The following is a 20,505-nucleotide window of genomic DNA, read 5'->3' on the forward strand; positions in this document are numbered from 1 at the left end:
AGACGCTAATGCGTCACGCCACCTCTTCATTGTGCAGTGCCTCGGCGGCGCCCAGCAGGCCGGTCCACGGCGCGGTTACCACCCAGGTGGGGATCGCGGCATTGTAACGGCTCATACGGTTTTTGTCGGTGAAGGCGCGCCGGAAATCACTCTGGGTCAGCAGGTCAAGATTACGTGGTAACACGCCACCGCAGAGATAAACGCCACCACGAGCACCTAATGTCAACGCAGCATCACCGGCCACGTTGCCAAGGATCTTCATGAAGCGCAGTACCGCATCGAAGGCCAGTGGGTCATCCGGCTGTCCTTGATGATGTCGGGCATGTGCTGCTCGGCTGACGCAGGCAGTGCTCTCAAGCGGTGTTGGCAAGCCGCGTAGCTCGCCGAGTGCCTGATAGATCTCTAGCATTCCCTGGCCACACAGCAGGCGTTCGACTGATACGCGACCATGTTTACGGCGGAAGATGGCCAGCAGACCATCCTCGACGTCATCGGTTGGCGCAAAGCCAGCATGCCCACCTTCGGTTGCCAGTGGAATCCAGTTGTGAGCGCCGCGAACCAGTCCGGCCACACCAAGCCCCGTCCCCGGGCCAATTACCAGCCGTGGTGAAGCGTCGTCTCCGCTACCTTCGGTCATGTCAGCGCCGATAGCGATGCGCTCATTGGCTGAGATATACGGCACGCCCAGCGCCATGGCGGTGAAGTCGTTAATGCACTTGAAGCGCTCAAGGCTGAGTGCAGCGCGTGCATCAGACTTGCCGAATTCCCAGTGATTATTGGTCATCCGCACGTGCTCATTGTGCACGGGGCAAGCGAAAGCCAGACAAGCTTCCGTTGGCTGGTCCTCCAGCGTGAGGCCTAGCGACTGATAATAAGTCTGGATGGCATCCACCAGGCCGACATGATCGGCGCAGGCAAGCGTCTGGATATCATGCAGCGTGTGGCTGCCCGGCTGGACAAGTGCCAACCGGGCATTGGTGCCACCGATATCGCCGACCAGAGCAAAGCGACGCGGCGTTTCAGTAGTCATGAGCCGGGCGCCTTTAGTGCGTGTCGCGATCGTGACCACTGCCCGGTAGGTCGCCGTAGCCTGCGAAGCTGGAGGCGCCTTCCTCCGCGCCACCTACGAGGGAGCGCATGCCGGAGAATAGCTCGCGACCCAAGCCATGATGGTAGATGTCACGGGCAACGTGCTCAGCATCACGGCTAGCCCATTCGCTCTCGCTGACCAGCGCTTCAAGTGTGCCAGCATTGGCATCCAGGCGGACAACATCACCTTCGCGTAGACGGGCCAGTGGTCCGCCATCGAGTGCTTCCGGTGTCATATGGATAGCGGCAGGCACCTTGCCGGACGCGCCAGACATACGGCCATCGGTGACCAGTGCCACCTTGTAGCCACGGTCTTGCAGGATGCCCAGATACGGCGTCAGTTTGTGCAGCTCTGGCATGCCATTGGCACGCGGTCCCTGATAGCGCACGACCGCGATCATGTCCTGTTCAAGCTCGCCGGCTTCAAAGGCTGCCTTCATTTCGTCTTGATCACTGAACAGACGAACTGGCGCTTCGACAATACGATGCTCGGCCTTGACGGCAGATACCTTGATGACGCCGCGGCCTATATTGCCATCCAAGACGGTCAAGCCACCGGTGGGGGCGAACGGATTGGCCACTGGACGTAGCACATCTTCGTCGAGGCTATCCGTCGGGCCGTCCTTCCAGACCAGCTTGCCGTTTTCAAGGAAGGGCTCGCGAATATAGTTGGCGAGCGTGCCGCCATCCTGAGTGGTGATGTCATGCAACATGCCAGCGTTGAGCAATTCGCGAATCAAGAAGCTCATGCCGCCTGCTGCCTGGAAGTGATTGATATCGGCCTGACCATTCGGGTAGATGCGCGTCAGGCTCGGGATGACTGCTGATAGCTCGGTGAAGTCATCCCAAGTGATAGTGACGCCAGCAGCACCCGCCATCGCAACGAGGTGCAGCGTATGGTTGGTAGAGCCGCCGGAGGCCAGTAGGCCAACCATGGCATTGACAATGGCGCGCGCATCGATCTGACGATAGAAGGGGCGGTAATCGCCACCAACTTCGCTGTTGCGGATGGTTTGTTCAGCAGCATGGCGCGTCAGAGCTTCGCGCAGCGGCGTGCCCGGGTTGACGAAGGAGGCACCCGGCAGGTGTAGACCCATCAGCTCTACCATCAACTGGTTGGAGTTGGCGGTGCCATAGAAGGTACAGGTGCCCGCACTATGGTAGGAGGCAGATTCGGCCTCGAGTAGCGCATCGCGATCCACCTTGCCTTCAGCGAACAGCTGACGAACACGTGCCTTCTCATTGTTGGGAAGACCGGAAGGCATCGGGCCAGCAGGCACGAAGAGGCTAGGTAGGTGGCCAAAGCGCGCGGCTGCGATAAACAGGCCCGGCACAATCTTGTCGCAAACGCCAAGGAACAGTGCGCCATCGAACATGTTGTGAGACAGGCCGACAGCTGCCGCCATGGCAATCAGGTCGCGGGAGAATAGCGACAGCTCCATGCCTGGCTGGCCTTGGGTCACGCCGTCACACATCGCCGGAACACCGCCGGCAAACTGGGCGGTAGAGCCCATGAACTGTACCGCTTCCTTGATGATGCGCGGATAGTCCTCGAAAGGCTGATGTGCCGACAGCATGTCGTTATATGCCGAGATGATGCCCAGATTGGCAGAATTCATCAGCTTGAGACGATTCTTGTCGGTCTCGCCACAGGCCGCGAAGCCGTGCGCCAGATTGCCGCAAGATAGCTCTGATCGGTGCACACCACGTCGCTGCTGCGCTTCCATCAGCTGCTCGTAGGCGGCACGGCGCTCGCTGGAGCGTTCAATGATGCGCTGAGTCACGCGCTCGACGGTCGGGTTGACTGACATGCTCTTACCTCATGGGTCAGGCGGCGCAGGGCGCCGAGGCTGGCGAATAAATAGGCATTTTTCGCACTGTAAGCGTGCTCACTCTGAGCGACGCTATCCAGTGGTGGCAGCGGTGTAAAGTCTCTCGGTACCGCTACCTTATCGGGAGCAGGCTACATTACCGCTTCATGGACCCCAAAAAACGCATTTGTTCGGAATATTCGGTAAATTTAGCAAAAAAACTGCTTGAAGACTGGACGACTTTCGGCCAAATTATGGCAAAAGCGTGTAGGATACTTTCATGGAACGCATTTGTTTACCCGTCGTTCTGATCCCAAGTGCTGTCCTGCACGAGCCATACGCCACAGGAGTTGAGTCATGACATTACGCGTCGCCATCAACGGTTTTGGTCGCATCGGTCGCAATGTGTTGCGTGCGCTGTATGAAGGCCAATACAACGATCGTATCCAGGTGGTTGCCATCAATGATCTGGGCGCCCCGGAGCTCAACGCTCACCTGTTGAGCCGTGATACCGTGCATGGTCGTTTCGCAGAAACAGTCTCTTATGACGAAGAGAATCTATTCGTCGGTGACGACAAGATCCGCATTCTGGCTGAGCGTGACCCGTCCAAGCTGCCGTGGGCGAGCTTGAATATTGACCTGGTCATGGAATGTACTGGTCTGTTCACCAAGCGTGCTGCTGCTGCCAAGCACATTGAGGCGGGTGCCAAGCGTGTGCTGATCTCCGCACCGAGTGGCGATGCTGATGCGACTGTCGTTTTTGGTGTCAATGAAGACGTGCTGACGGCTGAGCATCAGGTCGTGTCCAATGCTTCTTGCACCACCAATTGCCTCGCGCCGGTTGCCAAGGCATTGAACGCTGAGGTGGGTATCGAGAATGGTCTGATGACGACCATCCATGCTTACACCAACGATCAGAACTTGTCGGATGTTTACCACTCCGACCCGTACCGCGCCCGTAGTGCTACCCACTCCATGATCCCGACCAAAACGGGTGCTGCAGCAGCTGTTGGTCTGGTGCTGCCGGAGTTGAATGGCAAGCTGGATGGTCTGGCGATTCGTGTGCCGGTCATCAATGTGTCATTGGTTGACCTGACCTTTACGGCATCTCGCGATACAACTGTTGAAGAGATCAATGCGATCGTCGCACGTGCTGCTGAAGGTTCCAGTGTGCTGGCTGTCAACTCGCTGCCGCTGGTGTCCATCGATTTCAATCACGATGCGCATTCCTCTACCTTTGACAGCAATCACACTCGTGTCAGCAATGACCGTCTGGTCAAGGTCATGGCGTGGTATGACAACGAGTGGGGCTTCTCCAACCGCATGCTCGATACTGCGCTGGCGATGCAAGCAGCAAACTAACGCGACTCTGCAACATGAATTAAGGAGAGTGCCGTCCTTGAGGTGGCACTCTCAACAGGTGAGGACGAATGGCCCGAGGATTCTCGCGTCGCGCATAGGCTCCACGGACAAGGCAATGCCATTCGTCCCCTTTGAATCGGCTGTCGGTCAGGGTTGGCGCCAAGACCGGCTATCGATGCTGCTCGGAATGACATCGCGTCATCCACTCTTTGAACCTCCCCTTATGGGGAGGTTTTTTTTCGCCTGAGGGGTGGCACGTGGCAAGAGAACATATCGCTATTCCTGACCATTTTATCGAAACATGTCGCTAGCCGGCGCCAGAAGGGTGGTTTATGTGCGACGGGATTTCTGAAGATGGCGACAGGTTTGAAAGTCAGGTGGTATAACGTGCGGCAAAATGCAGCTAATAATCACCATCATGCAGGCTTCGTCGAAAGCAAAGTGCAACGATTAGCGAATCTGCGCTGGTGTGTTACACTTTGACCTTGACATGCCGCAATGCTCAAGAATGAGTCGCTTGCGTGTTTAGTGTCGATTCATGCAGGTAGTTTGTATCGGCCTGCGAGTGTTTACGTCTTGTGTGCAATGCAGGGAAGGTATTGCCGCACTGCCGCTTAATTATCCGGCAGATCTTCGACTTCCATAGCAGGCTGTCTCAGATGCACGATGCCATCCGCGAAGCTCATGAACTGATTGGTGCCACATTACGAGACCCGCGTACTCAACGTCAGGGGAAAGTCGTGGGCATGGATCTTGGACGTGAGCAGCCGGCTATCTATGTTCTATGGCAGGAAAGCGCTGCTGCTGAACGAATAGCGATGGAACCCGATGACTTTCGGGCGCTGATGGAGCACCTCCGTGCTCGTATGGGCATTCCATCGCAGCGAGGTACTCTGGATAGCAGTACTCCGGATAGCAGTACTCCGGATATGAGTTCCCATCACAAGAACTCCCGTCATAAAAGTACCAGCCACAAGCGCTCCAGTGATTCGCGTACCAAGGATCCTCGTGGGAAGGAAAAGGCACGAAGTGATTCCCGGCAGGCGACGCCTTCACGCGATAGTCAGCATGCTGTTCAGAAAGATGTTGCTTCCTCTACTACGACAGATGACGCTATTCAGCGCTCTGCGCAGGGATAGTCCGCGGCCGATCTTCATTCCATGTGAATCGCACATGCAGCTTGATGGCCATGCCTAGGTAGTGCCGATAATGAAAGCCCGGAGCCTTGCTCCGGGCTTTCGTGTTTGTAGTCGTTTTCTCACGGCATGGCATCATCAGCGGCCAACGTTGGTGAATGTTTCTGGCTGCGGGAGTGCTGGATGGGGCATTCTGAAGAGAATCGCATGAAGAAGGGGTTCACGTTGCCTGAGTCATTCACCGACAGCCGTCTGCTGCTGCATCATCACGCTGTCGTCGCAGATATCATGTTCACGTTGAGCGCTGATGGTCAGCGCTTCATCGGCTTGAATGCTGCTGCTGAACGCTTGTTGGGATATTCGGTACGTGATTTTCTTAAACAGCCCGGGTTGTGGCTGTCGTTGGTATCGATAGCAGATCGTCAGCGGCTGAGTCATTTTCGTTCATCTGTGGGTAGGGTTGAGCGTATCAGCTACCAGATACGGGATCGTAGTGGGCAGGTATTGCTGTTTGAAGAGTGCTTGTGGGCATCCGGTGATGGGCACCCTGTCTGCGGAAGGGCATCCGACATTACTCGGCGTGAGCAGGAAGCTGAAGAAGAACGTCAACAGTTGAAGGCTTATCGGCTGATGATGATCCGTAGCCGTGACCCCATGGCGATTCTGTCATTGGATGAGACGACATTGGCCCTCCAGCATGCCAATCCTGCTTGGCACCTCTACCACGATGCAGCCTATATTCATGCGGGGAAGTCGCTGGATCGTCTGTATTTCACGCACGTCATGCGTTGTCTGAATAGTGCAGAACCACGGCATTGTGATATCAGCCTGTCACTGCCACGCGGGGAATGTCGTTTGTCGGTGCAGCTGATCAGTCTGGGGCGATCCCCGAGCAATGGAGTCCAGCAAGTTGCCGTCATGACGCGCGATATCAGTGCTGTCCATCAGCGTCTTGAGCAGGCTATCAGTCAACAGAGCCGTCTTGTTCAGCAGGTCCATGATACTCCTGGAACGCGATATGCCACTCGCGGAGAATGGCCGCCGGAAGAGTTGCAGTTCATCTCTGCTGGCAGTGAGATCCTGACGGGATTGTCGCGTGATCTATTGCTGGCCAGTCCGCGTATCTGGCAGACGCGAATGGATCAGGATGAGCTTGACGATTGCCGAGAGCGTTTCGCTGCTGCGATTCGTGACCGGCTGACCGGTTTGAGTTTCTGTTATGCCTTCCGTCATGTGGATGGTCGGCAGCGTTATTTTCAGGATGATATGCATCTGAGCTATGCCTCAGACGGTGAGGTAACTGAGGTACTGGGCCAGCTTAGTGATGTCAGTCGCGGTGAAGCGAGTCGACGTCAGTTGGAGCATCTGATGCAACAGATGCCCGGTGTCATCTTCCAGTGCAAATTGAGTCGTGATGATGTTTTTATCTACACCTACCTGTCGCCGGTCGCGGCCCAATTGTTAGGGCTGGAGGTCGAGACAGTACTCGCGGATCCCTCTCTCTTTCTTTCGCGTATATCTGATCAGGACCGCATTGAGCTATTGGCATCGGCACGTTGCAGTGCAGGTGAGCAATCTCCTATGGAGTTGGAGTTGCGCTATGAGCATCCCGATGGACAAGAGCGCTGGCTGGCCTGTGTTGCATTGCCACAGCCTACGGATGTACCGGATGGCAGTATCACCTGGAATGGCTATTGTGATGATGTGACGGCCCGTCATCGTATTGAGCGCGCCTTGCGGCTGAGCGAGGAGCGTTATCGCTTCATTTTGAATTCAGTGAGTGATCTGGTCAGCATCGAGGGCTCCGATGGAATCTGCCAATACATCAGTCCGTCGGTGGAAAAACTGTGTGGATTCCGTGTCGAGGAAATTTGCGGGCAAGAGATAAAGAAGATGATTCATCCTGATGACATGATGCGTGTCGCTAAGGAGGTTCATCGATCGGCCTGTCTTGGCGAAGTATTTCGGGTTGATTTTAGAATTCAGCACAAGGACGGCCACACCCTGTGGTTTGAGTCGATCTCCACACCATCAATGGACCCTGGCACCGGGCGCTACGAGCGGGTGCTGTCGGTTTCACGCAATATTCATGAGCGTAAGTTGATTGAGCAGCGTCGAGAGCATGAAGCGATGACCGACGCCATGACAGGAGCTATGACACGCGACTGTTTCTTCGAAACGCTAGATACGCTGCTGGCTTCGTCCTCGCGAGAGCAGCTGGCATTGATTCTGTTTGATATTGATCACTTCAAGAGAATCAATGACGGCCATGGCCACGCTGCCGGTGACCAGGTGTTGACGCACCTGGGAGAGGCATGTCGTCAGCAGCTACGCCGCGATGATTGTTTTGCGCGGTTGGGAGGTGAGGAGTTTGCCGTATTGCTGGCTGACGCCGGCACTGCTACCGGCGTCAGCATGGCAGAGCGCCTGCGTCAGCAAATTGCCGCCCTTGAATTCAGATTCAAGACACTGAAACTGAGATGCACCATCAGTATGGGCGTGGCATCGCCGGAGCCTGGAGAAAGCCGTGAGGCCTATCTTCATCGTGCTGATATGGCGCTTTACAGTGCCAAACGCAGTGGCCGCAACCGGGTGATACTGGCATCGCAGGCAAGGAGCGAGGACAATTGAGGAATGCCGGCATACTTGACTTGGGTTCTGTCGCCGGTGTTTAGAGTCTCGTACAAGGAGTAGGCGATGCGAATGTTACATACCTGGTGCGCCGGCACTCTGCTGTTTGCACAATCGGTGTTTTCTGCAGGGCAGGCATTGGCTGCGGAAGATCAGCCACTGATCAATCGTCTGGAAGGCCCGCAAGTCATCACCGAAACAGTGACCTACCGTGCTAACGGTGAAGAGCACGTCGGTCTGATTGCGCGGGATGCCAAGGCAAAGGGGCGTCGTCCGGGCATCTTGCTTGTGCACGAGTGGTGGGGATTGAATAGCTATGCCCGCAAACGTGCCGAACAGTTGGCAGGACTGGGGTATGTCGTGATGGCGGTAGACATGTATGGCGGTGGCCGTACAGCGGAACATCCGCAGGATGCCAAGGCTTTTTCCAGTGCGGTGATGGGCGATTGGCCCAAAGCAGAATCGAGCGTCAACTCAGCATTGGCAGTGCTTCGTTCACGTCCAGAGGTGGATGGAGAGCGCATGGCCGCGATCGGATACTGCTTCGGCGGTGGGGTAGTGCTTAATATGGCGCTCAGTGGTGCACCGCTCAAGGCTGTTGTCAGCTTCCACGGTAGTCCTGGCATCGCGGTGAAAGACCCCAAGGCTTTCGCGGGCCGTGTCGTCATTCAGAATGGCGAGGCTGATTCTCTTGTACCTCAAGAAGGATTGGACAGTTTGCTGGCGACCTTCAAGTCGCTGAATACACGTGCAACGCTGATTCAGTATCCCGGCGCCAAGCATGCGTTCACCAATCCGGAGTCCAACGCCAAGGGAGCCAAGTACGATCTCCCGCTGGCCTATGATGCAGCAGCCGATGCAGCGTCATGGCAGGTGATGCTCAACCTGTTCAATGAAGTCTTCAAGTCTCCGAAGACGTCGCCGCAGCCCTGAGCGCGCCTGAGTTGTAGATGGCAGAGTCTTGAAATGACAAAAGCCCACCCGGTATTGCTCCGAGTGGGCTTTTTACGTAGATACGCTCAAGTTTATGTAAAGCACTTGGCACGATATACCGTGCTTGCATCGGTAGGGCCAGATCGATATTCAGTCCAGCTCTTTCAATGAGAGCACTTGGTGGGCAAGCCGAATCATATCTGGATCACCGGTATGCTTGCTGGAGACATCGGAGAGCTTGATGACGGGCACCCAGTCTTGTCCTTCCGGGCGTGCTTCGGTCATCTTGATGACCATGTTCATTGGCTGCGGTCCTACATCATTAGTGAAATTGGTGCCGATGCCAAAAGACATGCCGATGCGTCCGGCACAGTAGCGCACGATACGATCGACCTTGTCAGTATCCAATCCATCGGAGAACACGATGGTCTTGGTTTTGGGGTCAATGCCTAGCGATTCATAGTGACGGATGGTGGCTTCAGCGAATTCAATCGGATCGGCACTGTCATGGCGCACGCCGTCAAACAGTTTGGCAAACTTCTTGTCGAAGCTGCGGAAGAAGGCACGGCTGGTAAAGGTATCCGATAGGGCGATACCGAGATCTCCCCGGTAGACCTTGACCCAATTTTCCAGCGCCAGAATATTGGCCATCTTGAAGCCGAAGCGCGCAGCATGGAACATGAACCACTCATGGGCATGGGTGCCAATCGGCTTGATTCCATGGCGCTGTGCCATGTGAACATTGCTGGTGCCGATAAAGCAGCCACGACCCTGCTCTTTGAGTGTGGCGACAACCTTGTCGTGCACATCGTAAGAGTGCCGACGACGCGTGCCGAATTCAGCGACGCGGATACCAAGTCGCTTGTAGTGCTCTATCTTGGCCTGCGTATTGTCGTGCAGCACCTGGTCGTTATCACGTTGATCGCCACCCAATTGGTACCAGAGCTCACTGATCAGTGCCATCAGCGGAACTTCCCACAAGATAGTGCGATACCAGTAACCTTCTAGATGCACATCCAGCGCATCGCCGGTCTGGGTGATGGTTATTTCGGCGGGGTCAAAGCGGAAGCCGGCCAGGAAGTCGCGATAGGTGGGGTCGAGAAACGGGCAGTGGAGCTCGAGAAAGGCTTTCTCTTCCGCTGTCAGTGCAAGATGGACCATATTGTCCACTGCTACACGCAGTGCTTCGCCAAAACCTGGCGGAAAAGCGTGCTCGCCTCGATTGATAAAGGCGTAGCGGGTACGGGCATAGGGGAATAGCTTCACCACCGCATTTTGCATGGTGAACTTGTAAAAGTCGTTATCGAGAATCGAGTGCAACATCGAGGCTCGCTCAAGTGTAAGGCGGCTCGGATGAACCGGAATTGCTGACGGGACAGGTCTTGCTTCAAGGCAAGCATGTCCCGTTGGCACGGGAGATAGAGTCGAAAGCTAGGTGGGCTCGCTGACGAGCTGAGACGGTTGTTGAATCGCAGATATCTGGCAACCCGCGGTCAGCAAATGACACTCAGCTACTAAAGGCCATGATACCGAACATGGTCATCATCATCCCGCCGAATATCAGCAGGCCGGCCAGCGATAGAGCGATCAGCAGATAGCCAAGCACTAGCCCTGCGAGTGCCCAGCTGTCGCCTGCTTCGCCGGTCTTGCGAATCTGGCTGCGTGCGATATGGCCACAGACAACGGCTCCAAGTGCCGCAGGCGCCAGCAAACATCCCAGTACGCTCAATGCAAACGCGACCAGTGCCATGGCATTGGTCCGGGCATGGGTATCCTGGGCGGGTGGTGTGGGCGTATAGGGCTGTCTTGTGGCTTGATCAGCAGATGATTCTTCGGGGGGCGTCGATGTGTCTGTCATGGCGGTCTCGTTGTCCTGCATCATGTCGACACACTAGCATGTCCTGGGACGGGCGGCATGTCTGCCCCAGGGAGAACAAGAGGAGAGTGTGGTGACAGGGCAATGGCGAGCAGAGGATGGGGTGGATAAGCATGCGTCCCAGCGGGAAATGCCGGATAGTTTGATGGTATCTGATGACTCCACAGAGAAGACGGGTGGCTGGCGGCTAGAGATTCTGACTTCTATCAGCGATATCTCTGCTCGGGAGTGGAATAGCCTGGCCGGTGGCGATTACCCCTTTCTGCAACACGCGTATCTTGTGGCCCTTGAAGCCTGTGGCGCGGCTATCGCTGCTACAGGTTGGCATCCGGCACATCTGTTGATACGCGATGAAAGCGGGCGCCTGATGGCTGGATTGCTACGCTATCTAAAGCTGCACTCACGCGGTGAATATGTCTTTGATCAACAATGGGCTGAGGCGCTTGAGCGAGCTGGCGGACGCTACTATCCCAAGCAACTGACGGCTGTTCCCTTTACGCCGAGCGCTGGCCCGCGATTAGTGACGAGAGATGGTGCGCCGTCACGGCGTGCACTGTTGAAGTGGTTATGGCCGCACCTTGAGGCTGGTGCAGCGCCTTCGGTTGACGTTGGCGGTTCCTTGCGGCGCTTTGAGCACAGTGGCTTCCATCTGCTATTTGCCGAGCAGGAAGAGTGCAACGATTGGCAAGCAGCAGTACCGCATCTTATTCGGCGTCCAGGCATGCAGTATCACTGGCAGTCACGGGGCGAGCAGGACTTCAGTGCTTTCCTGGATGGCTTGCGTTCCCGGCGTCGCAAGGAAATTCGTCGTGAACGACGCAAGGTGGCCGATCAAGGCTTTTCAGTGGTGCGCCTTGAGGGTGAGCAGATAAGCGAAGCTGATCTCGAAGCCTTCTATCGCTGTTACTGCATGACATATATGGAGCGCGGGCAGCGTCCCTATCTGCCTATTGAATTTTTCCACCAACTCAGACGCAGCATGCCTGAGGCACTGTTGCTGATTCAGGCGCGTGATGAAACACGGATACCTGTCGCCGCAGCGCTGTGTCTGATCGGCAGTGATTGCTTGTATGGGCGTTGGTGGGGCAGTGAGGTTCAGGCTGACTGTCTGCATTTTGAAGTCTGTTACTACCAGGGGCTTGAGTTCTGTCTGGAGCGTGGGCTGACGCGCTTTGATCCTGGTACGCAGGGTGAGCACAAGATAAGTCGTGGCTTTTCAGCCTACGATACCTGGTCATTGCACTGGCTGGCCCACCCGGGCCTACAAGAAGCAGTGACGGAAGCTGTCGAAGAGGAAGTGCGCTGGATAGCCAAGGCACGTCAGCAGGTGACCGATATGCTGCCTTACCGACAAGATGAGTTGCTAGTCGATAAGGGCAGTGTTGGTTCGATAAAACGAGCGTAGATCAAGATTTTATCCCTTGAGTTTCCTTGCATCGAGGTGGCAGTACGCTGACATGACTCGATTCATCTAATGCCGAGTCGATATTGTCGGCCTGCTGCAAGGCAAGAAAGTTTGCTGATGGGGAGCTATACTGAGTTATATCTTAATATTCTAATTTCAGAGGCTCCCATGCTGATCAAGGAATGTGATTCAAGGGAGTATGACGTCCTGGTACTTGAGGTGCTGGCTCAGGATGCTGCCCTTACTGTCAGTGAGCGCTGTCAGGTATTACAGACGCTACGCATGATGCGTGCTCGTCAGACTCGCCGCCGTACGCTTGCTACGCAGCTGGATTCACTGCTTGGGGCGCGCGATGACTGGGTCGTATTACATGATTTGAGGCTTGGGCATGGCGATAATGTGATCGAGATCGATCACCTGCTCGTCAATTGCCTTATGCAGGCTTGGGTGCTGGATGCATCGTGCTTTGATCTTCAGCTTGCCATTACCTCATTTGGTGAGCTGCTGGCGCACACCGAAGGTAATGACGAGGTGAGTCAAGGTGAAGACGCTGCTAGTGACTCTCAGGAGCAACTTTTAACGCCTTCTCCACTGCTGGCAATTGCAGAGCAGCGTCGCGTCTTTCGGGATTGGATGGAAGCGTGCGGTCTGTTGCCGTTACGCATGGGAATGACGCTCCAACCTCAGCTGCTGTACCGGGTCGTGATCGCAGAAGAGGCTCAGGCAAGTCGTCCTCCAGAAGATATTGTTGATAGCCGTGCGCTGGTGTCGCTGTCGCGCCTCAGGCAGCAGTGTCTGCAGGTGAGTGGCCGGACGGCTCCTATCACACGTTTGCGTAGTTTTACGCATCGTATTGATAAGCGTCGTTTACGACGTCTGGGGCATGCGATTGCCGCCCAGCATGTCGCCTCAACGATTGATTGGCCGGTGAGGCTTGGCTTGACGCCAGACCAGCAGCACTCCTCGATTGGCCCGCGCGCTAATGATGTGGCTTCTGAGTATCGTTGGACGCCTGCTGCTTTGAATGAGCCTTCCAGTGAACGTAGCGACTCGGTAGCGGCACAGCCTGCCGATCGAGACATCAAGCCCAGGCAAGAGTTTGCAGGTTCACCGGTATCTCCACTCAAGCCTACTTCATCGATACCGAGAACAGCTGAACTGCACCCCCTTGGGGCTCGTGGGCTTCAAGCGGCGCGCTGTCGGCAGTCTTCTCATTCTGATATCGATGCCCTCGAGGGCGCTGATTCATATGCCAAGCATCTGCAACATTCGTCACAGGATGTTGAAGGACTGCCGCGCTGTGATGAGTGTCGTCGCTGGCTGTCCAATGACAGCATCGCGCTATGCCAGCAACCGGGTCAGAACGAGATGTTGGACGGACGATTACTATGTGAGCGTTGCCGCGAGCAGGTATGAGGGAGGGCATTGATTCTTGGCAAGGATCAGATCAGGGGAAGACGAAACATCGCGGATACAGAAATACTGGCATCATAATGTTGCGGTGCAGCAAATAGTGGCTTATGCTGCATTGCAGCGAGGATGGAACCTGGTCGAGAGCACTATTTATCAGTGAAGGCTTGATAGTGATGGCTCGGTCGCAATAGCGCACAAGCTTGGTTCAATCCTGATAGCCGAAGGAGCATAGCTCCGGATTCATTTCAGCGTGATGCCAAAACCCTGGAGGGTGCCACATGTTCAATGCCAATTTCGATAAGTCCACCAAGCAGTTCGATGATATGTTCATGTCCCCGCTGCGCGCTTTCAGTGCTCTAAGCATTGATTACAGCGAAAAGCTGATTGGCGCCCAGATGGAACTGACCAAGTCTTATGCTGATGCCTCCATGGCACAGGCGCGTGCCTTGCTTGAAGTCAAGGACAGCGAAGGCCTGCAAAACTTTGTCAAGGAACAGCAGGAAACCGTCAAGACGCTTGGTGAGCGCCTGCAGAACGACACTCAGAAAGTCGTCGAACTGAATCAGGATTTCGCCAAGAAGAGCCAAGAGCTGGCTGAAACCAATGCCAAGAAAGGGCAGGAAATGGCTGAAACCAATGCCAAGTCCGCTTCTGAGGCCATGCAGAAGTCCGCCAAGTAAGCGACATCTGCTCAACAGCTCTCGATTGAGGGAGCTGTATAAAACACCCATCCGGTCTTCCGGGTGGGTGTTTGTGTGTCTGGTATTTGAGTGACTACGCTATTGTCCAATAGACGTATCATCTCGTGATCAGAATTTGATGAGAAGAGCTAACATTAAGCGTCTTCTTGATACTGAGAGTCTTGACACAGGGAGTGTGCAATGGACCCTATCAGTGCTGTTTTTGCTGCGCTTATGGATACGGTGGCTGGGGTGAGCGGTCAATTGAGTGAAGGTGCTACTAGCCATATTTCGGATACCGCTGGACTCCAGCGTCAGCATATTGAAATGCAGTATCAGGGGCAGAGTGTTGATTTTGATACTCTCCATTGGCGAGTGATCGATGACTCGGTATGTGCTGAAAAAATCCAGAACGCAACGCTGCATACAAGATGCAGTCAGGCGGCCAGTAAGCTATTTTCAGCATCCTGTCAGGAAATGACGGCTAATCCACCTGCCTTGCCTTCACAACGCCACGCTAGCCTCACGCGTATGACCTGTAACGCAGCATTGGGTTATCGCCCCAGCGTGGGGAATATTCAATGGGCTGAGGTGTCGGGTGCTGATCAGTTGGCAGAGGCCGAATGTAATGCAGCAACGGCAGCCTTGCTCGGGAATGGCACGTTGGATGCGCTTCAATATCAGCGTCGAGTGTGTGCCGGACGCTAGCGGCGAGCGCCACCTTGCGCCACAATGGTAGGCCATGCCGCTTTGCGCGGTACCATTTGATCAGTGACAGGTGATAGTCATGGCACAGGCCACAGCACGTCATATTCTCGTTTCCAGTGAAGAACAGTGTGCAGCTCTCAAGACCGAAATCGAGAACGGTCGCGATTTTGCTGATGCCGCTAGTGAGCATTCCTCTTGCCCGTCCGGCCGTAGCGGCGGCGATCTTGGAGCTTTCGGTCCGGGCATGATGGTCAAGGAATTTGATGAGGTGGTGTTCAGTGCCCCTATCAATACCGTGCAAGGCCCGGTGAAGACCCAGTTCGGTTACCACCTGCTGGAAGTGACCAGCCGCACTTGATCCTTGGGTCGTTTGACCTTTGGTAACTGGTTGGCAAGACAGTAGCAAAACGCCCTCGGCCATGATTGGTCGAGGGCGTTTTGCGTTATGAAAAGCGCTTTAGTCTCTGGTCATCAGACCTCTTGATATAGCTGACTGCCTTCACGCTTGAATTTTTCGGCCTGCTCCTGCATGCCAGTCATCACGCTATCTGCATCGCCGGTCAGGCCATGTTCATTGGCATAGTCTCGGACTTCCTGAGAAATCTTCATGGAGCAGAACTTCGGCCCGCACATGGAGCAGAAGTGTGCGACCTTGGCAGAGTCCTTGGGCAGCGTTTCATCATGGAAGCTGCGTGCGGTATCTGGGTCCAATCCAAGATTGAACTGGTCTTCCCAGCGGAATTCGAAACGTGCCTTGGAGAGCGCGTTGTCGCGACGCTGCGCGCCTGGATGGCCTTTGGCCAGGTCAGCAGCATGTGCGGCTATTTTATAGGTGATGATGCCCGTCTTGACGTCATCCTTGTTAGGTAGGCCTAGGTGTTCTTTAGGCGTGACGTAGCAGAGCATGGCGCAGCCGAACCAACCAATCATCGCGGCACCGATGCCTGATGTAATGTGATCGTAACCCGGTGCGATATCAGTGGTCAGTGGGCCAAGTGTGTAGAACGGCGCCTCGTCACACTCGGTGAGCTGCTTGTCCATGTTTTCCTTTATCAGGTGCATCGGCACATGCCCCGGCCCTTCGATCATCACCTGCACATCGTGCTGCCAGGCGATTTTCGTCAACTCGCCGAGCGTTTCCAGCTCACTGAACTGGGCAGCATCGTTGGCATCCGCCACCGAGCCCGGGCGCAGACCATCGCCCAGTGACAGGCTGATATCGTAGACCTTGCAGATCTCGCAGATATCTTCAAAGTGGGTGTAGAGGAAGCTCTCCTCATGATGAGCGAGGCACCATTTGGCCATGATCGAACCGCCGCGCGAGACGATTCCGGTTACACGGCTGGCGGTCATCGGCACATAACGCAGCAATACGCCGGCATGGATGGTGAAATAGTCCACTCCCTGTTCGGCTTGCTCGATCAAGGTATCGCGGAAGATTTCCCAGTCGAGGTTTTCCGCGACGCCATCGACCTTCTCCAGTGCCTGATACATGGGCACCGTTCCGATGGGTACCGGTGAGTTGCGCAGTATCCACTCACGGGTTTCGTGAATGTTGGCACCGGTAGAGAGATCCATGATGGTATCGGAGCCCCAGCGAATACCCCAGGTCATCTTGTCGACTTCTTCCTCGATGGAAGAGGTGACTGCCGAGTTGCCCAGGTTGCCGTTGATCTTCACGAGGAAGTTGCGCCCGATGATCATCGGCTCGCTTTCCGGATGATTGATGTTGGCAGGAATGATCGCCCGCCCGCGAGCGACTTCCTCGCGTACGAACTCTGCCGTTATTTCTTCAGGCAGGCTGGCGCCGAAGCTATGGCCGGGATGCTGGTGGCCAAGAATTGCTTCCACAGATTCGCTACCTTGATATTCCTCACGCATGGCAATACGGCGCTGATTCTCGCGGATGGCGATGTATTCCATCTCGGGAGTGATGATGCCCTGGCGTGCATAGTGGAGCTGAGTGACATTCTTGCCCGGGAGCGCACGGCGAGGATGGTGATCTAGCTCGAAGCGCAGTGAAGACAGACGCAAATCCGCTTGGCGAACACGGCCGTACTCACTGCTCAATTGCGTGAGCTGCTCGGTATCGCCGCGTTCTTCGATCCAGTGTTCACGCAGGGGAGCCAGACCGCGGCGAATGTCGATGTCGACCGCCGGATCTGTATAGGGGCCGGAGGTGTCATAGACGACGATCGCCGGATTCTCTTCCAGCCCGTTGGCTGTCTGGGTTGGCGAGCAAGAAATTTCTCGCATGGGGACGAGGATGTCCGGACGCGAGCCTTCTATATAGATCTTGCGCGAACCACTCAAAGGGGCAATGGCGGCTTCATCGACACGCGCTTCGCGCGCCAGGTGACGGCTGCCATCCTTGCGGCCAGCACGAGCGCGAGCCTTGGGTGCACTTTTGTCATAAGCGTTCTTGTCTTGTGTAGGTTGGGCAGTGTTCATGCAGGTCTCCTCATAGGGGCGACGTCATGGGACGTCATCATGGGAAGACCGTGCGTAGGGAAGGGATGACGACTGTTTAGCCCAGTACCTGTCATAAAGACTGTCATGAGATACGAGGCGACAGCGCCGCATGGAGCGGCATGCCATCAGCTTGATTCCTACGCCGGTCCTAACCGGTTCAGGTTCCACGGGACCCCTTGCTGACAACCCTCACCCGTCAGGGCAGTGAGGTGTTGCATGCAGGATCTCAGCCGGTTCCACCGGCACCCCGTCAAGCGTCTTCAGATATTCAATGCCAAGAGAGCTTTCGCGCGCGAAAGACACCTTGCCATTCAGGAACTGACACCCTGTTCATTGCTCTTCTCAACATTCACGTCGTGTTCTTGGCATCTCTGGGAGCAAAGGATGCTTCAGTCTTGATCAAGTCCCATTTGCCAGAAATCGATTTCCAAACGTGTCGCATCGCGGAAGACATCGACCAACTCACCGAAGCGTCGCTCTGAAACTTCTGACAGGCGAGCGTCCAGCCATTCGCGTTCAGACTCCATGGCAGCCTTGAAGTCATCGCTTGAGTACATCGCGATCCAGTCTGCGTAAGGATTGTCTTCGATCAGCGTACTGTCTTGATCCAGCAACCACTCGGCAATTTCACCGTAGCCAATCAGGCAGGGAGCAAGAGCAACATGCAGATCAAGCAGATCACCGCGCTGACCACAGTCGAGAACGTAACGTGTATAGGCCAGTGTGGCACGGGATTCGGGAAGCTCACTCAGGTCATCCTCACTGATACCCCATTCGGCACAATAGCCAATATGCAGCGTAAGCTCAGTATTGAGAATGGTATCGAGGCTAGCGGTAGCCTGACGTAGTTCGGAAAGACTACGGCTCTTGTAGGCTGCCAAGGCCCAGGCGCGAGCAAAGTGGATCAGGAACAGATAGTCCTGCTGCAGATAGTGACGGAAGGCATCTTCTGGCAGGCGTCCTTTACCCAGTTGACGCACGAAATCGTGCTGCAAGTAGTCGTACCACTCATCAGCGCAGGCGTTGGTCAGGTCTTTGAAGCTAGGCATCGACGTGTCCCTCTGTGAGCATTCCGCTACCCCTTTGTGGGTGATTGCGGTGCATTCGCTCAAGCGGGCTGATACCGGAAGGAGGCGGGAAGGAAGCAGTTATCCAGTGGGTACTGGCAGACGGGCGGCGTTCCTTCTCGCTTGATTCCTACGCCGGTACTAGCCGGATCAGGTTCGGCGGGCTCGTCATTCATGCAAGGCCGAAAGTGCTATCGGTATTTGCATATGACATCTCAGCCGGTTTACCGGCACCCCGTCAAGCTATGGCTCGAGTGTAACAGTCTGACGTCTTACGGGAAGGGGAAATGGCGATGATCTATATACGACTTTGGGAGGCTGCTGGCGGGCTTAACTTGTCAACGAAACAGGAGGGAGTTGCGCCATAAGTGCCGGGAGATCGTGTGTGAGTTGTTCAAGGTCTTCAGGTTCATCGACATCCCAACTGACCGGCAGGCAGTGGGTGGTTCGCTTGGCATGAGTGAGCTGAGTGAGCGTTTCAGCACATACATCCGCATGGCTCCAATGAGTCAATGCGAAAGCTTCGGGGCAGGGCTGATTCAATCCGATCAAGCCATAGCCGCCATCTTTTGACGGTTGCAAGACAGCATCATGTGATGCCAATCCGTGCGCCGCATCGCGGAGTCGCTGGCGGTCCAGTGCTGGCAGGTCCGACCCCATCAGCATGACTGGACCATGGGATAGATAGCGGGCCATGGCTTGCTGCATGCGCTCGCCCAATGTCCCTGTGGGCTGGGCTTCAAGTTTGATGCGGGCCGCTTGAGGGTCATGCATCAATTCGTGTTCTAGCGTGTGATCCAGTTCAGCCATCAGTGGTGCGAGAGAAGTTTCCAGGCGCGCCGCCTGCGGAGGCGGAGTGAGCATCAGCACGATATTGCCCAGGTGTGCCGCTTGCGCTTCCTTGAGCATTCTCATCAGCATGCGTGAATAAAGCCGTGCTGCCCCCTGTGCTCCCAGTGCTGGAATCAGGCGGGTCTTGCACTGACCGGGCACCGGCAGGCGTCCGAAGATGATCAGTGTCGGTTGCGCCAATGACGAGCATGCAGATTGGCAGGCTGTGGCGTGTGACATCGTTGATGCCTCTTCACTGGCAGGCAGCGACGACGGGATGAACTCAAGCATGAGGCAGTTGGCGCTGGTCACTGGCCAGCGCTGCTGCGCGATAGCCATATATGCGTGCCAGCTTCGTAGGAGAAACGCCACACCATGCCGCCAGGCGCAAGCCCCACATCTTGACGATGGTGCGCAAGACGCCTTGTGTCTCCCAGCGCCGTCCGCTGGTCTTTACCTGCGACTCAAGATTCAACGGCGGCGTCAGTAGCTTGAGCTGTGCGCTCAGCCATATGTCTTCCATCAGCGGGATTTCGGCAAAGCCGCCAATGGCCTCGAAGGTCGAGCGTTGCACGAACTGGCCTTGATCGCCGGTACTGATGCTGGTGAGGCGAGAGCGCAGATTCATCATGCGCGCAATCAGTGGCAGCCAAGCAGATTCTCCTTCTATCGCGACATCGAAGCGACCCCAATCACAGCGGCGATGAGTGGCAATTGCGTTGGCTAACACTGCGAGCGCGTTGTCTGGCAGACGAGTATCGGCATGCAGGAATAGCAGCCATTTACCACGCGCTCTCGCTGCCCCGGTATTCATTTGCACCGCACGTCCCGATTCACTGCTGAGGCAGGCATCACAGAGCGGCGCCGCCATCGCACGAGTGTTATCTGTCGAGCCACCATCCACGACGATGACCTCGCAATCTCCTCCTGCACGCAGACGACTCAAGGCGATAAGCGCCGGCACGATACCCTCAGCCTCGTTATGCACCGGCATGATGATACTCAGCCACGGTGCACGTGTCGGATAGTGGCTTCCGTTTGCGGAAGAGGTCGCTGCTGAGGTCAGGCTTGAGGGTGTCTGCTGGGTCATG

At 55.7% G+C, this 20,505-nt stretch carries 17 protein-coding genes and 2 riboswitches; of the genes, 9 read left to right on the forward strand and 8 right to left on the reverse strand.

The features are described 5' to 3' along the window. Positions 1-13: 13 nt before the first annotated feature. Entirely contained in the window at positions 14-1,030 is a 1,017-nt protein-coding gene (gene glk / locus CFN46_RS04595; protein ID WP_024951096.1) for a glucokinase, read from the reverse strand. Positions 1,031-1,043: 13 nt separating this feature from the next. Next, positions 1,044-2,900 carry a phosphogluconate dehydratase gene (gene edd, locus CFN46_RS04600; protein ID WP_088742830.1) on the reverse strand — a complete coding sequence of 619 codons (1,857 nt, stop codon included), beginning with the start codon at positions 2,898-2,900 and terminating at the stop codon, positions 1,044-1,046. A gap of 357 nt (positions 2,901-3,257) precedes the next feature. On the opposite strand from edd, the gene gap reads away from it, so the two are divergent. From gap to CFN46_RS04620, 4 genes are all read left to right on the forward strand, one after another. Next, positions 3,258-4,262: a type I glyceraldehyde-3-phosphate dehydrogenase gene (gene gap / locus CFN46_RS04605; RefSeq protein WP_024951098.1), complete on the forward strand. Its 1,005-nt coding sequence runs from the start codon at positions 3,258-3,260 to the stop codon at positions 4,260-4,262. 659 nt (positions 4,263-4,921) lie between these two features. Beyond that, complete coding sequence (locus tag CFN46_RS04610; protein WP_024951100.1) at positions 4,922-5,401, forward strand: hypothetical protein; 480 nt, start codon at positions 4,922-4,924, stop codon at positions 5,399-5,401. A 180-nt stretch (positions 5,402-5,581) separates the two neighbouring features. Continuing rightward, positions 5,582-8,029 carry a diguanylate cyclase gene (locus CFN46_RS04615; protein WP_024951101.1) on the forward strand — a complete coding sequence of 816 codons (2,448 nt, stop codon included), beginning with the start codon at positions 5,582-5,584 and terminating at the stop codon, positions 8,027-8,029. A gap of 66 nt (positions 8,030-8,095) precedes the next feature. Further along, positions 8,096-8,962, forward strand: coding sequence for a dienelactone hydrolase family protein (locus CFN46_RS04620; RefSeq protein WP_024951102.1), 867 nt, complete (start codon positions 8,096-8,098; stop codon positions 8,960-8,962). 150 nt (positions 8,963-9,112) lie between these two features. Here the strand turns inward: CFN46_RS04620 and pncB are convergent, their stop codons facing one another. Both pncB and CFN46_RS04630 read right to left on the reverse strand, forming a co-directional pair. Further along, complete coding sequence (gene pncB / locus CFN46_RS04625; RefSeq protein ID WP_024951103.1) at positions 9,113-10,285, reverse strand: nicotinate phosphoribosyltransferase; 1,173 nt, start codon at positions 10,283-10,285, stop codon at positions 9,113-9,115. A gap of 184 nt (positions 10,286-10,469) precedes the next feature. Beyond that, positions 10,470-10,820, reverse strand: a complete 351-nt coding sequence (locus tag CFN46_RS04630; protein ID WP_246116564.1) for a DUF4190 domain-containing protein — start codon at positions 10,818-10,820, stop codon at positions 10,470-10,472. 91 nt (positions 10,821-10,911) lie between these two features. Between CFN46_RS04630 and CFN46_RS04635 the strand changes: the two genes are divergently transcribed. From CFN46_RS04635 to CFN46_RS04655, 5 genes are all read left to right on the forward strand, one after another. Continuing rightward, on the forward strand, positions 10,912-12,243 hold the full coding sequence (locus CFN46_RS04635; protein WP_246116563.1) for a GNAT family N-acetyltransferase: 1,332 nt from the start codon (positions 10,912-10,914) through the stop codon (positions 12,241-12,243). Positions 12,244-12,411: 168 nt separating this feature from the next. Next, positions 12,412-13,659, forward strand: coding sequence for a nuclease-related domain-containing protein (locus CFN46_RS04640; RefSeq protein WP_024951106.1), 1,248 nt, complete (start codon positions 12,412-12,414; stop codon positions 13,657-13,659). Between the two features lie 275 nt (positions 13,660-13,934). Continuing rightward, entirely contained in the window at positions 13,935-14,336 is a 402-nt protein-coding gene (locus CFN46_RS04645) for a phasin family protein (protein WP_024951107.1), read from the forward strand. 201 nt (positions 14,337-14,537) lie between these two features. Next, a complete protein-coding gene (locus CFN46_RS04650; protein WP_024951108.1) occupies positions 14,538-15,044 on the forward strand; it encodes a hypothetical protein in 507 nt (168 codons plus the stop codon). A 79-nt stretch (positions 15,045-15,123) separates the two neighbouring features. Further along, positions 15,124-15,402 (forward strand): peptidylprolyl isomerase, encoded by a 279-nt coding sequence (locus CFN46_RS04655; protein WP_024951109.1) that lies wholly within the window; start codon positions 15,124-15,126, stop codon positions 15,400-15,402. A gap of 113 nt (positions 15,403-15,515) precedes the next feature. Here the strand turns inward: CFN46_RS04655 and thiC are convergent, their stop codons facing one another. From thiC to CFN46_RS04675, 4 genes are all read right to left on the reverse strand, one after another. Continuing rightward, the gene (gene thiC, locus CFN46_RS04660) at positions 15,516-17,495 is read right to left on the reverse strand and encodes a phosphomethylpyrimidine synthase ThiC (protein ID WP_088742831.1); all 1,980 of its coding nucleotides are present in this window, start codon (positions 17,493-17,495) and stop codon (positions 15,516-15,518) included. A gap of 138 nt (positions 17,496-17,633) precedes the next feature. Further along, a riboswitch (TPP riboswitch) is annotated at positions 17,634-17,776 on the reverse strand. Between the two features lie 129 nt (positions 17,777-17,905). Next, the gene (gene tenA / locus CFN46_RS04665; protein ID WP_088742832.1) at positions 17,906-18,565 is read right to left on the reverse strand and encodes a thiaminase II; all 660 of its coding nucleotides are present in this window, start codon (positions 18,563-18,565) and stop codon (positions 17,906-17,908) included. A 128-nt stretch (positions 18,566-18,693) separates the two neighbouring features. Next, a riboswitch (TPP riboswitch) is annotated at positions 18,694-18,831 on the reverse strand. Positions 18,832-18,913: 82 nt separating this feature from the next. After that, positions 18,914-19,654: a TIGR04282 family arsenosugar biosynthesis glycosyltransferase gene (locus tag CFN46_RS04670; RefSeq protein ID WP_169734504.1), complete on the reverse strand. Its 741-nt coding sequence runs from the start codon at positions 19,652-19,654 to the stop codon at positions 18,914-18,916. A 43-nt stretch (positions 19,655-19,697) separates the two neighbouring features. Next, the gene (locus CFN46_RS04675) at positions 19,698-20,504 is read right to left on the reverse strand and encodes a TIGR04283 family arsenosugar biosynthesis glycosyltransferase (protein WP_084487960.1); all 807 of its coding nucleotides are present in this window, start codon (positions 20,502-20,504) and stop codon (positions 19,698-19,700) included. Between the last annotated feature and the right edge of the window lies 1 nt (position 20,505).

Source organism: Cobetia sp. QF-1, assembly GCF_002213105.1.
Lineage (GTDB): Bacteria > Pseudomonadota > Gammaproteobacteria > Pseudomonadales > Halomonadaceae > Cobetia > Cobetia crustatorum.

Bases quoted from the DNA above. Each gene is read 5' to 3' on its own strand.
- glk (WP_024951096.1), bottom strand. From the start codon at position 1,030: ATGACTACTGAAACGCCGCGTCGCTTTGCTCTGGTCGGCGATATCGGT.
- edd (WP_088742830.1), bottom strand. From the start codon at position 2,900: ATGTCAGTCAACCCGACCGTCGAGCGCGTGACTCAGCGCATCATTGAA.
- gap (WP_024951098.1), top strand. From the start codon at position 3,258: ATGACATTACGCGTCGCCATCAACGGTTTTGGTCGCATCGGTCGCAAT.
- CFN46_RS04610 (WP_024951100.1), top strand. From the start codon at position 4,922: ATGCACGATGCCATCCGCGAAGCTCATGAACTGATTGGTGCCACATTA.
- CFN46_RS04615 (WP_024951101.1), top strand. From the start codon at position 5,582: ATGGGGCATTCTGAAGAGAATCGCATGAAGAAGGGGTTCACGTTGCCT.
- CFN46_RS04620 (WP_024951102.1), top strand. From the start codon at position 8,096: ATGCGAATGTTACATACCTGGTGCGCCGGCACTCTGCTGTTTGCACAA.
- pncB (WP_024951103.1), bottom strand. From the start codon at position 10,285: ATGTTGCACTCGATTCTCGATAACGACTTTTACAAGTTCACCATGCAA.
- CFN46_RS04630 (WP_246116564.1), bottom strand. From the start codon at position 10,820: ATGACAGACACATCGACGCCCCCCGAAGAATCATCTGCTGATCAAGCC.
- CFN46_RS04640 (WP_024951106.1), top strand. From the start codon at position 12,412: ATGCTGATCAAGGAATGTGATTCAAGGGAGTATGACGTCCTGGTACTT.
- CFN46_RS04645 (WP_024951107.1), top strand. From the start codon at position 13,935: ATGTTCAATGCCAATTTCGATAAGTCCACCAAGCAGTTCGATGATATG.
- CFN46_RS04650 (WP_024951108.1), top strand. From the start codon at position 14,538: ATGGACCCTATCAGTGCTGTTTTTGCTGCGCTTATGGATACGGTGGCT.
- CFN46_RS04655 (WP_024951109.1), top strand. From the start codon at position 15,124: ATGGCACAGGCCACAGCACGTCATATTCTCGTTTCCAGTGAAGAACAG.
- thiC (WP_088742831.1), bottom strand. From the start codon at position 17,495: ATGAACACTGCCCAACCTACACAAGACAAGAACGCTTATGACAAAAGT.
- tenA (WP_088742832.1), bottom strand. From the start codon at position 18,565: ATGCCTAGCTTCAAAGACCTGACCAACGCCTGCGCTGATGAGTGGTAC.
- CFN46_RS04670 (WP_169734504.1), bottom strand. From the start codon at position 19,654: ATGTCACACGCCACAGCCTGCCAATCTGCATGCTCGTCATTGGCGCAA.
- CFN46_RS04675 (WP_084487960.1), bottom strand. From the start codon at position 20,504: ATGACCCAGCAGACACCCTCAAGCCTGACCTCAGCAGCGACCTCTTCC.